Source organism: Streptomyces sp. 130 (genome assembly GCF_007096885.1).
Classification (GTDB): domain Bacteria; phylum Actinomycetota; class Actinomycetes; order Streptomycetales; family Streptomycetaceae; genus Streptomyces.
Genome location: NZ_VJNO01000026.1, coordinates 51,935 through 65,515, shown reverse-complemented (window position 1 = coordinate 65,515; position 13,581 = coordinate 51,935). Strand labels below are relative to the sequence as shown.

General features: G+C 74.2%; 9 protein-coding genes. 7 read left to right on the top strand and 2 right to left on the bottom strand.

Going from position 1 to position 13,581, the window contains the following annotated elements:
- Positions 1 to 52: 52 nt before the first annotated feature.
- The 7 genes from FKN01_RS21615 to FKN01_RS21585 all read left to right on the top strand — a co-directional run bounded on the left by FKN01_RS21615 (position 53) and on the right by FKN01_RS21585 (position 10,736).
- Positions 53 to 2,962 (top strand): Na+/H+ antiporter subunit A, encoded by a 2,910-nt coding sequence (locus FKN01_RS21615; RefSeq protein ID WP_143623114.1) that lies wholly within the window; start codon positions 53 to 55, stop codon positions 2,960 to 2,962.
- Entirely contained in the window at positions 2,959 to 3,573 is a 615-nt protein-coding gene (locus tag FKN01_RS21610; RefSeq protein WP_143623112.1) for a Na(+)/H(+) antiporter subunit C, read from the top strand. Before FKN01_RS21615 ends, FKN01_RS21610 begins: the two co-directional genes overlap by 4 nt.
- Positions 3,570 to 5,225: a Na+/H+ antiporter subunit D gene (locus FKN01_RS21605; RefSeq protein WP_143623111.1), complete on the top strand. Its 1,656-nt coding sequence runs from the start codon at positions 3,570 to 3,572 to the stop codon at positions 5,223 to 5,225. Before FKN01_RS21610 ends, FKN01_RS21605 begins: the two co-directional genes overlap by 4 nt.
- Complete coding sequence (locus FKN01_RS21600) at positions 5,222 to 5,866, top strand: Na+/H+ antiporter subunit E (protein WP_143623109.1); 645 nt, start codon at positions 5,222 to 5,224, stop codon at positions 5,864 to 5,866. The genes FKN01_RS21605 and FKN01_RS21600 overlap by 4 nt, the downstream gene beginning before the upstream one ends.
- Positions 5,863 to 6,198: a monovalent cation/H+ antiporter complex subunit F gene (locus tag FKN01_RS21595; RefSeq protein ID WP_143623107.1), complete on the top strand. Its 336-nt coding sequence runs from the start codon at positions 5,863 to 5,865 to the stop codon at positions 6,196 to 6,198. The genes FKN01_RS21600 and FKN01_RS21595 overlap by 4 nt, the downstream gene beginning before the upstream one ends.
- Positions 6,195 to 6,548, top strand: a complete 354-nt coding sequence (mnhG, locus tag FKN01_RS21590) for a monovalent cation/H(+) antiporter subunit G (protein ID WP_143623105.1) — start codon at positions 6,195 to 6,197, stop codon at positions 6,546 to 6,548. Before FKN01_RS21595 ends, mnhG begins: the two co-directional genes overlap by 4 nt.
- Before the next feature lie 135 nt (positions 6,549 to 6,683).
- On the top strand, positions 6,684 to 10,736 hold the full coding sequence (locus FKN01_RS21585; protein ID WP_143623103.1) for a bifunctional nitrate reductase/sulfite reductase flavoprotein subunit alpha: 4,053 nt from the start codon (positions 6,684 to 6,686) through the stop codon (positions 10,734 to 10,736).
- 3 nt (positions 10,737 to 10,739) lie between these two features.
- Here FKN01_RS21585 and FKN01_RS21580 read toward each other — a convergent pair whose 3' ends face one another.
- Together FKN01_RS21580 and modA are read right to left on the bottom strand one after the other, a co-directional pair.
- Positions 10,740 to 12,647: an ABC transporter permease gene (locus FKN01_RS21580; RefSeq protein ID WP_143623101.1), complete on the bottom strand. Its 1,908-nt coding sequence runs from the start codon at positions 12,645 to 12,647 to the stop codon at positions 10,740 to 10,742.
- A gap of 18 nt (positions 12,648 to 12,665) precedes the next feature.
- Positions 12,666 to 13,445 carry a molybdate ABC transporter substrate-binding protein gene (modA, locus tag FKN01_RS21575; RefSeq protein WP_398932903.1) on the bottom strand — a complete coding sequence of 260 codons (780 nt, stop codon included), beginning with the start codon at positions 13,443 to 13,445 and terminating at the stop codon, positions 12,666 to 12,668.
- Positions 13,446 to 13,581 lie beyond the last annotated feature (136 nt).

Sequence of the window (13,581 nt, the reverse complement as noted above, 5' to 3'; positions counted from 1 at the left end):
CGGTAGCCCCGCACCCTCCGCCGCCCGCCGCCGCGTCCCGCCGCCCCGCCGTATGACCGCGCTCATCCTCGCCCACTTCGTCCTCGCGGCCTTCGCGCGCCCGCTGGTGCGACGGCTGGGCACGCGCGCCTTCCTCGTCCTCGCCCTGCCGCCCGCCGCCACCACCTGCTGGGCGTTCACCCGCTGGGACACGGCCGCCTCCGGCTCCTCGGTGAACTGGTCCTGGGCCTGGATGCCCGACTACGGCGTCTCCGTCGACCTGCGCCTGGACGCGCTCGCCGAACTCATGGTGCTGCTCGCGTCCGGCGTCGGCACGCTCGTCCTGCTGTACTGCGCCTCCTACTTCAGCGACACGACACCGCGCCTGGCCGGATTCGCCGGGAACCTCCTCGCGTTCGCCGGCGCGATGCTCGCCCTCGTCCTCAGCGACGACCTGATCTCCCTCTACGTCTTCTGGGAGCTCACCACCGTCTTCTCGTACCTGCTCATCGGGTACGACAGCGAGCAGCGCCACAGCAGGCGCTCCGCGCTCCAGGCGCTGACCGTCACCACGCTCGGCGGCCTGGCCATGCTGATCGGCTTCCTGATCATCGGCCAGGAGGCCGGGACCTACCGCGTCTCCGCGATCCTCGCCGACCCGCCCCCGGCGACCGCCGCCGTGGAGGCCGCCGTCCTGCTCATCCTCTGCGGGGCCCTGTCCAAGTCGGCGGTCTGGCCGTTCAGCCTGTGGCTGCCCAACGCCATGGCCGCGCCCACCCCGGTCAGCGCCTATCTGCACGCCGCCGCGATGGTCAAGGCCGGGGTCTATCTGGTCGCCCGGCTCGCCCCCGCCTTCGCCGACGTGCCCGGCTGGCGGCCCGTCGTGACGGTCCTCGGCGCCGCGACCATGCTCCTCGCCGGCTGGCGGGCCCTCAGGCTGCACGACCTGAAGATCGTCCTCGCCTACGGCACCGTCAGCCAGCTCGGCTTCCTCACCCTCCTCGCGGGCGCCGGCAACCGCGACGCCGCGCTCGCCGCCGCCGTCATGATCCTCGGCCACGCCCTCTTCAAGGCCCCGCTCTTCCTCGTCACCGGCATCGTGGACCACGCCGCCGGCACCCGTGACCTGCGCAAGCTCTCCGGCGTCGGGCGCGCCCTGCCCCATGTGTGCGCCGTCGCCGTGCTCGCCGCAGCCTCCATGGCCGCCCTGCCCCCGCTGCTCGGCTTCGCCGCGAAGGAGTCGGCGTTCGAGGCGCTGCTGCACGGCGGCACGGCGGACCGCTGGGCGCTCGGCGCCGCGGTCGCCGGCTCGGCGCTCACCGTGGCGTACACCGCGCGCTTCATCTGGGGCGGCTTCCTGCGCAAACCGGGGGTCGCCGACACCCCCGTGCACCGGGTCGGCCCGGCCTTCCTCGCCGCGCCCGCCGCGCTCGCCCTCTGCGGGCTCGTCCTGGGCCCCGCCGTCGGCTGGACCGACCGGCTGCTCAGCGCCTACGCCGACGCCTTCCCGGCCCCCGCGCACCCGTACCACCTCGCGCTCTGGCACGGCTGGGGCACCGCCCTCCTCCTCTCCGTCGCCGCCATCGCCGGCGGCGCGGTCCTCTTCGCCGCGCGGGACCGGGTCGCCCGGCTCTCCCGGCGCATCGCCTGGCCCACCGCCGACGGCGTCTTCGGCCAGCTGCTCCTGGGCCTGGAACGCCTCTCCCTGCAGGCCACCGGCTTCGTCCAGCGCGGCTCGCTCTCCGTGTACCTCGCCACGACCCTGCTGGTGATGCTCGCCGGACAGCTCGCCGTGCTCATCGCCGACCGCCCCTGGCAGGGCGCCTCGGCGCCCCGGCTCTGGGACGTCCCGCTCCAGGGCGCCGTCGCCGCCCTGACCTGCGCGGCGGCCCTCCTCTGCCTCACCGTCAGACGCCGCATGAAGGCCGTGGTGCTGGCCGGACTCACCGGTTACGGGACCGCCCTGCTGTTCGTCGTCCAGGGCGGCCCCGACCTGGCGCTCACCCAGTTCTGCGTCGAGACCGTGTCGATGATCGTGTTCGTGCTGGTCCTGCGGCGGATGCCGGTGCACTTCCAGGAGTCCGTCAGCACCTGGCGGCGGGCCGTGCGCATCCCGGTCGCCCTGGCCGCCGCCGCCACCCTCGGCGTGGTGGTCTGGGTCGCCGCCGCCGCGCGCACCGCGCCCCCGGCGGGCGCCGCCATGGTCGAGGAGACCGAGCACCACGGCCTCAAGGACGTCGTCGCCACCATCCTCGTCGACCTCCGCGCCTGGGACACCATGGGCGAGTCCGCCGTACTCGCCGCCGCCGCGATCGGCGTCACCAGCCTCATCTACCTGCACCGCCGCGCCGAGGGGACGGCGGCGCCCGCCGAGGTACGGGGCCGCACCGCCTGGTCCGTGACCGCCGAACCGCTGACCGGGGTGCCCCAGGGCGACGAGGGGGCGCCCGAGCGCGGCTGGCTGGCGGCCGGTGCCACGCTGGCACCCGAGCACCGGTCCGTGGTCTTCGAGGTGGTGACCCGGCTGCTCTTCCACCCGATCCTGGTGCTCTCGGTCTACCTGTTGTTCTGCGCCGAGAACATGCCGGGCGGAGGCTTCGTCGGCGGCCTGGTCGCGGGCCTCGCCCTGATCACCCGCTACCTCGCGGGCGGGCGCTTCGAACTCGCCGAGGCAGCGCCCCTGCAGCCCGGCCTGTTCACCGGGCTCGGCCTCTTCGTCTCCACCGGGGTCGCCCTGCTCGGCCTCACCGACGGAACGGTCCTGCACGCCTGGACGTACCACGGCCACCTGCCGCTCATCGGCGACTTCGCATTCGGCACCCCCGTCCTCTTCGACTGCGGGGTCTACCTGCTGGTCCTCGGCGTCGTCCTCGACATCGTGCGGGCCCTCGGCGCCAAGATCGACCGGCAGATCGAGCGCGCCGCCGCCGAGAAGGCCGCCGCCCGCCGGCCCGGCCCCGAGCCCGGGGAGGCCACCCCGTGACCGTCAGCGCCTCGCTCCTGGCCACCGCGGCGGTCCTCTGCGCCGTCGGCGGCGTCCTCATGCTGACCCGGCCCCTCACCCGCATCCTGCTCGGCGCGGTCATCGCCGGCAACGGCATCAACCTCTTCATCCTGTCCGCCACCGGCCGGGCGGGCCGCGAACCGCTGCTGTACGGCGTCGACCTCGGCCGGGTCACCGACCCGCTGCCCCAGGCCATCGCGCTGACCGCGATCGTCATCACCCTGGCCACCACCGCGTTCCTGCTCGCCATGGCCTACCGCGGCCACCAGCTCACCGGCACCGACGAGGTCCACGACGACCTGGAGGACCGCCGCATCGTCCTGCGCGCCGAGGTGCTGGACGAGCGCGACGAACTGCGCGCGCGGTTCCGGGCCGACGGCGACCGCAGCGCCGAGGCGCGCCGCGCCTACCGCGCAGAACGCCGCCGCCTCCGGGCCCGGCTGCGCGCCGACCGCGCCCTCCAGGCCCGGGGCCGCGACGCCACCGGCGACCTGTGGCACGACGTCCTCGGCGCGGACCCGGAGGACTACACGAAGAGCACCGAGGACCCGCGAGGGCCCGCAACCCACGACCCCGGAGGCACCGGATGAACGCCCTCGTCCCGCTGCCGGTGCTGCTGCCGCTCTGCGCGACCGGCCTGAGCCTCGCCTTCGGCACCCGGCTCAAGCAGATCCAGCGCTTCGTCAGCGTGGCCGTGCTCACCGCCGTACTCGGCCTCTCGGTCACTCTGATGATCGCCGCCGACACCGACGGGCCGCTCTCCGTGCACCTGGGCGACTTCGCACCCCCGCTCGGCATCACCCTGGTCGCCGACCGGCTCTCCGGGCTGATGCTGACGGTCTCCTCCGCCGTCACCCTGTGCGTCCTCGTCTACTCCCTGGGACAGGGCATGGCGGACCGGGACGAGGAGACGCCCGTCGCCGTCTTCCACCCCGCCTACCTGATCCTGGTCGCGGGCGTCTCGTGCACCTTCCTCGCCGGTGACCTGGTCAACCTCTACGTCGGCTTCGAGATCATGCTCGTCGCCAGCTTCGTCCTGCTGACCCTCGGCGGCACCGGTCCGCGCATCCGGGCGGGCTCCACCTACGTGATCATCTCGCTGTTCTCCTCGATGCTCTTCCTGACCGCCATCGCCATGACGTACGCCGCGACCGGCACCGCCAACTTCGCCCAGCTCGCCGAACGCCTCGGCGGGCTACCGCTGGGCGTCCAGACGCTGATCCAGGCCATGCTGCTGACGGTCTTCGCCGTCAAGGCGGCCGTCTTCCCGCTCGCCGCCTGGCTGCCCGACTCCTACCCGACCGCGCCCGCCCCCGTCACCGCCGTCTTCGCCGGGCTGCTCACCAAGGTCGGCGTCTACTGCATGCTGCGCACCGAGACCCTGCTCTTCCCCGGCAACCGGCTCGGCGACCTGCTGATGGCGGCGGCCCTCGCCTCGATGACCGTCGGCATCCTGGGGGCCGTCGCCCAGACCGACCTCAAGCGGCTGCTCTCCTTCACCCTCATCAGCCACATCGGCTACATGGTCTTCGGCATCGGCCTCGCCACCCGCCAGGCGTACGCCGGCGCGATCGTGTACGTCGTCCACCACATCACCGTCCAGACCACGCTGTTCCTGGTCGCCGGGCTGATCGAACGCCGGACCGGCACCACCGAACTCACCCGGATCGGCGGCATCGCCCGGGCCGCCCCCGCCCTCGCCGTCCTCTTCTTCGTGCCCGCGATGAACCTCGCCGGCATCCCGCCGCTGTCCGGCTTCATCGGCAAGCTGGGCCTCATGCGCGCCGGTGTCGCCGACGGCGGGGTGTGGGCGTGGACCCTCGTCGCCGGGGCGACCGCGACCAGCCTGCTCACGCTGTACGTGATGGCCAAGGTCTGGAACCTCGCCTTCTGGCGGGCGGCGCCCCCGGGGCAGGCCGCCGCCGGCACCGTCCTGGAGTCGGACGACGACAGCGACGACGACGATGCCGACGAGGGCCCGGACCGGATGGCCGGCACCGGCGACGAGGGCTTCCGCGTCCGCCACCAGCCCGCCGGGCTCGCCGTCGCCGCCACGCTCCACGGCCACGCCGTCACCACCACCAGCGTGCTGCCCCGCCCGATGACCTGGGCGACGGCCGCCGCGGTCGGCCTCGGCCTCGCCTTCACCGTGTTCGCCGGCCCGCTCACCTCGTACACCGACCGTGCCGCCACCGAACTCATCGCCCGCACGCCGTACACCCGGGAGGTGCTGGGACCGTGAAACGCCTCGTCACCTTCTCCTTCCGGAACAAGGACCTGCCGCCGTTCAGCGCCGCGTTCGGGGCCCGCCGCCGCAGGGTGCTCGACCTGCCGCTGATCGCCTGGCTCACCGTCATCTGGGTGCTGCTCTGGTCCAGCCTGAACTGGGCGAACCTGCTGACCGGGGCCGTGGTCGCGGTGGCCGTCTGCCTGGCCTTCCCGCTGCCCAAGGTCGACCTGGGGCTGCGGCTGCATCCCTGGGGCATCCTGCGCCTGGCCGGCTATCTGCTGTACGACATGTACACCTCCGGCGTGAAGGTCACCCGGCAGATCCACGGCCGGCAGCCCCGGCAGGCGGCCGTCATCGCCGTCCCGCTGCGCTGCCGCTCCGACCTGATGCTCGCCGCCACCGCCGTCACCGTCTCGAACGTGCCCGACGGTTCCGTCGTGGAGGTCCGCCGCGCCACGGCCACCGTCTTCCTGCACGTCCTGGACGCGGGCGACCCCGCCGAGCTGGAAGCCGCCCGGCGCTCCGTGTGGCGCCTGGAGGAGCTGACCGTACGCGCCTTCGGCACCCGCGACGAGATCGAGCGGGTCGCCGCCCCGCCCCCGCGGGCACCGCACACCGGCCAACCGCCGAAGGACCAGGAGGACGGCCGATGAGCGCCCCCCAGACCGTGGACCGGGTGCTGCTCACGGCGGCCGTCGTCCTGATCGCCGCCGCCGGAGCGCTGCTGCTCGCCCGCATCTGGCGCGGCCCCTCGATGCTCGACCGGGCCATCGCGCTCGACGTCTGCGCCGCGCTCATCATCGCCGGGCTCGGCGCCAAATCGGCGTTCGCGCGCGACCCGTTCTACTTCCCGATCATGCTGGTCCTCGCCTTCCTCGGCTTCACCGGCTCGGTCGGCATCGCGCGCTTCATCGCCGTACGCGACCGGCCGCCCGGCCGACCGCACGGGGAGCGGGCCCGGCCCGGCGGGGAGGAGAGGCAGTGAGCGTCTGGCTCCAGGTCCTGGACACGGCGGGCGCCGCGCTGGTGCTGCTCGGCGCCGCGATCTGCCTGCTCGGCGTGGTCGGCATGCTGCGCCTGCCCGACGTCCTCTCGCGCAGCCACGCCGCGACCAAACCGCAGGCGCTCGGCATGCTCATCGTGCTCGCCGGCGTCGCACTGCGGCTGCGCAGCGGCATGGACCTGGCGACGCTGGCGCTCATCGGCTTCTTCCAGCTGATGACCGGCCCGGTCGCCGCGCACCTGGTCGCCCGCTCGGCGTACCGGACGGGGCAGGTCGACCACACGGAACTGCTCTTCGACGACCTGGACGAACAGCTCACCGAGGAGACCTGAGCGACCGGTCTTCTCACACCGGCGGCCCGCCCGGTGTGCGACGAGCGTTACCGCCCATGATCGGCCGGTGCCACACCGGCGTAACGGCGCCTTCCTACCGTCGGAGCACGATCCGATTCACGGAAGGTCTCCCCGGTGCCCCCACAGAGCTCGTCGGCCGACGCCACTCAGGTCCGCACGGTCTGCTCGTACTGCGGGGTGGGCTGCGGAATGGTCCTCGACGTCGCGGCCGGGCCCGGCGGACGCCGTACGGTCCTCAAGGCGTCGGGCGACAAGGCCCACCCCGCCAACGCGGGACGGCTCTGCACCAAGGGCGCGACCACCGCCGACCTGCTCGCCGCCCCCGGCCGGCTGACCACCGCCCTGGTGCGGCCGGAGCGCGGCGCGGAGCCCGTACCGGTGGGCGTGGACGAGGCGGTCGCGTCCACCGCGCGGCGGCTTCGGGCGGTCATCGACACCCACGGACCGGACGCCGTCGCGTTCTACGTGTCCGGGCAGCTGAGCCTGGAGGCGCAGTACCTCGCCAACAAGCTGGCCAAGGGCTTCGTCCGCACCAACCGCGTCGAGTCCAACTCGCGGCTGTGCATGGCGAGCGCGGGCAGCGGCTACAAGCTGTCGCTCGGCGCGGACGGGCCGCCCGGCTCCTACGACGACCTGGACCGCGCGGACGTCTTCCTCGTCATCGGGTCCAACATGGCCGACTGCCACCCGGTCCTCTTCCTGCGCCTCCTGGACCGCGTCAAGGCCGGCGCCAAGCTCATCGTCGTGGACCCCCGGCGCACCGCCACCGCCGACCGGGCCGACCTCTTCCTGCGCGTCAACCCCGGCACCGACCTGGCCCTCCTCAACGGCCTCCTGCACCTGCTCCACGCGAACGGGCACACCGACCCCGCGTTCATCGCCGCGCACACCGAGGGCTGGGAGGAGATGCCGGAATTCCTGGCCGGCTACCCGCCCGCCACCGTCGCCGAGATCACCGGCGTCCCGGAGGACGACCTCCGCCTCGCCGCCCGGTGGATCGGCGGGGCGGGGGAGTGGACGAGCTGCTGGACGATGGGGCTCAACCAGTCCACCCACGGCACCTGGAACACCAACGCGCTGATCAACCTCCACCTCGCGACCGGCGCGATCTGCCGCCCCGGCAGCGGCCCCCTCTCGCTCACCGGCCAGCCCAACGCCATGGGCGGGCGGGAGATGGGCTACATGGGACCCGGCCTGCCCGGCCAGCGCTCCCTCCTGGACGACGAGGACCGCGCCTTCACCGAGGAGCTGTGGGGGCTCGCCCCCGGCACCCTGCGCAAGGACGAGTGCGGCCGGGGGACGGTCGAGATGTTCCAGCGGATGGCGGCCGGCGACATCAAGGCGTGCTGGATCATCTGCACCAACCCCGTCGCCTCCGTCGCCAACCGCCGTACCGTCATCGAGGCCCTGGAGGCCGCCGAGCTCGTCATCACCCAGGACGTGTTCGCCGACACCGAGACCAACGCCTACGCCGACGTCGTCCTGCCCGGCGCCCTGTGGAGCGAGACGGAGGGCGTACTCGTCAACAGCGAACGCAACCTCACCCTCGCCCGCCCGGCCGTCGAGCCCCCCGGCGAAGCCCTCGCGGACTGGCGGATCATCGCCCGTATCGCCTGCGCCATGGGATACGAGGACGCCTTCACGTACGACAGCGCCGAGGAGGTCTTCGAGGAGATCAAGCGCGCCGCCAACCCCCGCACCGGCTACGACCTCCGGGGCGTGACGTACGAACGGCTGCGCACCGCCCCCGTCCAGTGGCCCGCCCCCACCCCGGACGGCCCGGACCGCAACCCCATCCGCTATCTCGCCCCGGACGGCGGCGGACCGGTCTTCCCGACCCCGACCGGACGCGCCCGCTTCTTCGCCCGCCCCCACGTCCCGGCGGCCGAGATGCCGGACGACGACTACCCCTTCCTGCTCAACACCGGCCGCGTCCAGCACCAGTGGCACACCCTCACCAAGACCGGCAAGGTCGCCAAGCTCAACCGGCTCGACCCCGGACCGTTCGTGGAGGTGCACCCCGAGGACGCGGCACGCCTGCGCCTCGCGGACGGCGACCCGGTGGAGGTCGAGTCCCGGCGCGGGCGGGCCGTGCTGCCGGCCGTGGTCACCGACCGGGTGGCCCCGGGCTGCTGCTTCGCGCCCTTCCACTGGAACGACCTGTTCGGCGAATACCTCAGCGTCAACGCGGTGACCGGCGACGCCGTGGACCCGGTCTCCCACCAGCCGGAGTTCAAGGTGTGCGCGGTGACGCTGACGAAGGTGGCGGCGCCGCCGCCTTCCGCCGCGGATGTGCCCGCGACCGCCGCCGTCTTCGGCCTGGACACCACCCCGCCCCCGGTCCTCGCCGAGCACGAGCGCCAGTACCTCGTCGGCTTCCTCGCCGGGCTGCCCCTGGGCGCCCCCGGCGTCCCCGTCCTCCCGCCCGGCGCGCCCTTCAGCGCCGAGCACGCGCGCTGGGTGAACGGCGTCCTGGCCGGCATGTACTCGCGCACCGGGCCGCCCGCCGAGGACCCCGCGCCCGCCCCCGCCGCCGAGGCCCCCGGCCGCGAGGTCGTCGTGCTGTGGGCCTCGCAGACCGGCAACGCCGAGGAGTTCGCCGTCGCCACCGCCGACCGGCTCACCGCCACGGGCCACCGCACCCGGCTCCTCGGCATGGACCAGGCGGACCCGCGCGCCCTGCCGCCGGCCGCCGACCTCCTCCTGATCACCAGCACCTTCGGGGACGGCGACGCGCCGGACAACGGCTCCCGCTTCTGGGAGGCCCTGACGGCGGCGGACCTCCCGCCCCTGGACGGCAGGCGGTACGCCGTCCTGGCCTTCGGCGACTCCTCCTACGACGACTTCTGCGGGCACGGGCGCAGGCTGGACCGGCGGCTGGACGAGCTGGGGGCCGTCCGCCTCGCCCCGCGCACCGACTGCGAACCCGACTACGAACCGTCCGCGCTGAGCTGGCTCGACCAGGTCCTGGCCGGGCTCACCGCCCCGCCCGCCGCCCCGGCCCCCGCGCCGGCGCCCGCGCCCCCGCCCGCCCCGGCCCGGGCCCCCAGGCCCGCCCCCGTCACCGCCCGGCTGGCCGGCAACCGGCTGCTCGGCCGGCCCGGCTCCGGCAAGGAGGTCCGCCGGTTCACCTTCGACACCGGCGGGACCGGGACCGCCCTCGACTACGCGGCCGGGGACGCGCTCGGCGTCCACGCCGCCAACCACCCGGACCTGGTGGCCGAATGGCTCTCCGTGACCGGCCTCGACCCCGACACCGGGATCGAGGTCTCCGGCGCCGGCGGTCTCCGGCTCGGCGACGCGCTCCGCACCCACCTGGACATCACCCGCCTGACCCCCGCCCTCCTCGGCTTCGTCACCGAACGCACCGGCGACCGGGACCTGAAGAAGATGCTGCGGCCCGACAACAAGGGCGAGCTGGCCCGCTGGTCCTGGGGCCGCCAGGCCGTCGACGTCCTCGCCGAATACCCGGTCAAGGCCACCCCCGAGGAGTGGGCCGGCGTCCTCAAGCCGCTCCAGCCCCGCCTGTACTCGATATCGTCCAGCCCGCTCACCGACCCCGGCCGCCTCTCCCTGACGGTCTCCGTCGTCCGCTACGAGAACCCCAACGGCCGCCCGCGCGCCGGGGTCTGCTCGCCCTTCCTCGCGGACGCCGAGCCCGACACCCGCGTCCCGGTCTTCGTCCGCCGGGCCCCGCACTTCCGGCCACCGGCCCGCCCCGACGCACCGATGGTCATGGTCGGCCCCGGGACCGGCGTCGCCCCCTTCATCGGCTTCCTGGAGGAGCGCCGCGCCCGCCGCGACCCGGGCCCCAACTGGCTGCTCTTCGGGGAGCAGCACCGGGCCACCGACTTCTTCTACGAGGAGGAGCTGACGTCCTTCCTCGCGGACTCCACCCTCACCCGCCTGGACACCGCCTTCTCGCGCGACCAGCGCGCCAAGGTCTACGTCCAGGACCGGATGCGCGAGCACGGCGCGAAGCTGTGGTCCTGGCTGCGCGACGGCGCCCACTTCTACGTGTGCGGCGACGCGGCCCGGATGGCGAAGGACGTCGACCGGGCGCTGCGCGACATCGCGGTCGCGCACGGCGGGCTCGACCCGGAGGCCGCCGCCCTGTACGTGAAGCAGCTCGCCGCCGACAAGCGGTACGTGCGGGACGTCTACTGAGGCTCAGAGCGCCACGAGCGTCACTTCGGTGGCCTTGACGCTGGTCCACACCCGCGCCCCGTCCGCCAGGGACAGCTCGGCGGCGGCCTGCGGGGTGATCTCGGCGACCAGGTCGGGCGCCCGCTCCGACCCCACCAGCACCCGGAGCCGGCTCCCGCCCGCCGTGATCTCGCGCACCGTCCCAGGCCACACGTTGCGCGGGCTGCCGGCCGGCTTCTCCCGGTGCACGGCGACGGCCTCGGGCGCGATCACCGCGAGCGCGGGCACCCCGGCGGGCAGCGGGTCGGCCGCGACGAGGCGACCGCCGCCCGGGAGCTCCAGGCCGTCGGCGGTGGCGGTGCCGGGCCAGGCGTTGCGGCCGAGCATCCGGGCGACCCAGGGGGAGCGCGGGTGCCGGGTCACCTCGGCGGGCGGGGCGTCCTGGAGCGCGCGGCCGGCCTCCAGGACGAGGACCCGGTCGGCGAGCGCGACGGCCTCCACCGGGTCGTGCGTGACGATGAGGCAGACACCGCCGAACCCGTCGAGATGGCGGCGCAGCGTGTGCCGGACCCGGGACCGGGTCGTCTGGTCGAGCGCGGCGAGCGGTTCGTCGAGCAGCAGCAGGCGCGGACGGGCGGCCAGCGCGCGGGCCAGCGCGACGCGCTGTGCCTGGCCGCCGGAGACCTGGGCGGGGCGGTGCGCGGCCAGCTGCCCGACCCCGAGCCGGTCCAGCCACTCCTGCGCGGTGCGCCGGGCCTCGGCGCGCGGCACGCCCCGGGCGCGCAGCCCGTAGGCGGTGTTGGCGAGGGTGCTCAGGTGCGGGAACAGCGCGCCGTCCTGCGGGACCCAGGCGACGCCCCGGCGGTGGGCGGGCAGGGCGGTGACGTCGGTGCCGCCCAGCAGGAGCCGGGCGTGGGCGCGCGGGGTGAGGCCGAGCAGGGCGCGCAGCAGGGTCGTCTTGCCGGCGCCGTTGGGGCCGACGACGGCGATGGTGGTGCCGGCCTCCGCGTCGAGGGTCAGCTCGTTGAAGCCGGTGACCTCGGCGTGCAGCGGCCAGCTCTCCCGTACGGCCGGGGGCGCGACGGGGGAGGGGGCGTCCGCCGCCGGTTCGTCCGCCACGGCCTCCCGCCGGGTGCGCTCCGGCGGCGTCCCCGTCCACCGCCCCCGCAGCGCGAGCAGCACCGCCATGGCGATGACGAGCAGCAGCAGGGACACCGAGGTCGCCGCCTCCGGGTCGTCCTGGAGCAGCAGGTAGACCTGGAGGGGCAGGGTCTGCGTGGTGCCGGGGAGGTTGCCCGCGAAGGTGATGGTCGCGCCGAACTCGCCGAGCGCCCGGGCCCAGGTCAGGGCCGCTCCGGCGGCCAGTCCGGGGGCCACCATCGGCAGGGTGACCGTGAAGAACACCCGTACCGGCGAAGCCCCCAGGGAGGCCGCGGTCTCCTCGTAACGGGGCCGCAGCCCGCCGAGCGCGCCCTCAAGGCTGATGACCAGGAACGGCATGGCGACGAAGGTCGCCGCGAGCACCGCGCCGGAGGTGTGGAACGGCAGCGTGATCCCGAACCAGTCCTCCAGCCACGGCCCCAGCAGCCCCCGGCGGCCGAAGCCGAGGAGCAGCGCGACCCCGCCGACCGTGGGCGGCAGCACCATCGGCAGCAGCACCAGCGAGCGGACGAAGACCTTGCCGGGGAAGTCGACCCGGGCCAGCAGCCAGGCCAGCGGCACACCCAGGACGAGGGAGAGGAGCAGCGCCCAGCCGGAGACGATCAGCGACAGCGTCAGCGCCCTGGTCGTGCCCTCGCCGGTGAGGTGGGTGCCCAGCTCGCCCCACGAGGTCCTGGCCAGGATGCCGGCCAGCGGCAGCAGCAGGAACGCGACGGCCAGGAGCGCGGGGAGGGCCAGCACGAGCGGCGCGCGGCCACGGGGTCGGTTCATCGGCGTTCCTTGTCCACGCTACGGCTGCTGGAAGCCCGCACCGGTCAGGATCTTTTGTGCCTCGGGCGAGGACAGCCACTTTACGAACGCCTCGGCCGCCGCGGCGTGCTCGCTGGTCCTCAGGGTCGCCGCCGGGTACGAGGCGACGGCGTTCTGCTCGTCCGGGATGTCGACCGAGCCGACCTTGCCCGCGGCCGAGGCGACATCGGTGCGGTAGACCAGCCCGGCGTCCGCCTCGCCCAGCTCGACCTTGCTGAGCACCGCGCGCACGTTGGGCTCCTGCGAGACCGGTTTCACGGTGATCCTCTGCGCGTCCAGGATCTGCCTGCTGTACCGCCCCACCGGCACCTCGGGCGCGGCGAGGACCACCTTCAGCCGCTTGTCCGCGAGGTCCTCGAGGCTCTCGACCTTCTCCGGGTTGCCCTTGCCGGTGGCGATGACGAGACGGTTCTTCGCGATGACGACCGGTGTGCCGGTGTCCGACTTCAGCCCGTCCATCGTCTTCGTGTCGGCCGTGACCAGCGCGTCGGCGGGGGCACCCTGCCCGACCTGCGCGGCCAGCTCCTGCGACCCGGCGAAGGAGAACGTCACCTCGGTGCCCGGGTGCTCCTTCTCGTACGCCGCGCCCGCCTCCTCGAACACATCGGTGAGCGAGGACGCGGCAAGGACGGTGAGGCGGGTGCTCGTGTCTTCGGTGCCGTCGCCGCCGCACGCGGTGAGGGGGGTGAGCAGGCCCACGACGACGAGGGCGGCGGCGGCGCGCCGCTGAGTGGAAGCAGGAGTCATGGAGAACAGCATGTGCCAAAGCGTAGGGGTGATCACATGGCATTTACAGCTTTCCATCGGAAAACACATGGCAGGTGCGGCTCCGCCTGGAGGAAGCTCCCAGCCGCCTCCGGGCCGCCCGTGACCGGCCAGTAGAGTGCGGGTGCGC

Bases quoted from the DNA above. Each gene is read 5' to 3' on its own strand.
- FKN01_RS21580 (WP_143623101.1), bottom strand. From the start codon at position 12,647: ATGAACCGACCCCGTGGCCGCGCGCCGCTCGTGCTGGCCCTCCCCGCG.
- FKN01_RS21595 (WP_143623107.1), top strand. From the start codon at position 5,863: ATGAGCGCCCCCCAGACCGTGGACCGGGTGCTGCTCACGGCGGCCGTC.
- FKN01_RS21615 (WP_143623114.1), top strand. From the start codon at position 53: ATGACCGCGCTCATCCTCGCCCACTTCGTCCTCGCGGCCTTCGCGCGC.
- FKN01_RS21605 (WP_143623111.1), top strand. From the start codon at position 3,570: ATGAACGCCCTCGTCCCGCTGCCGGTGCTGCTGCCGCTCTGCGCGACC.
- modA (WP_398932903.1), bottom strand. From the start codon at position 13,445: ATGCTGTTCTCCATGACTCCTGCTTCCACTCAGCGGCGCGCCGCCGCC.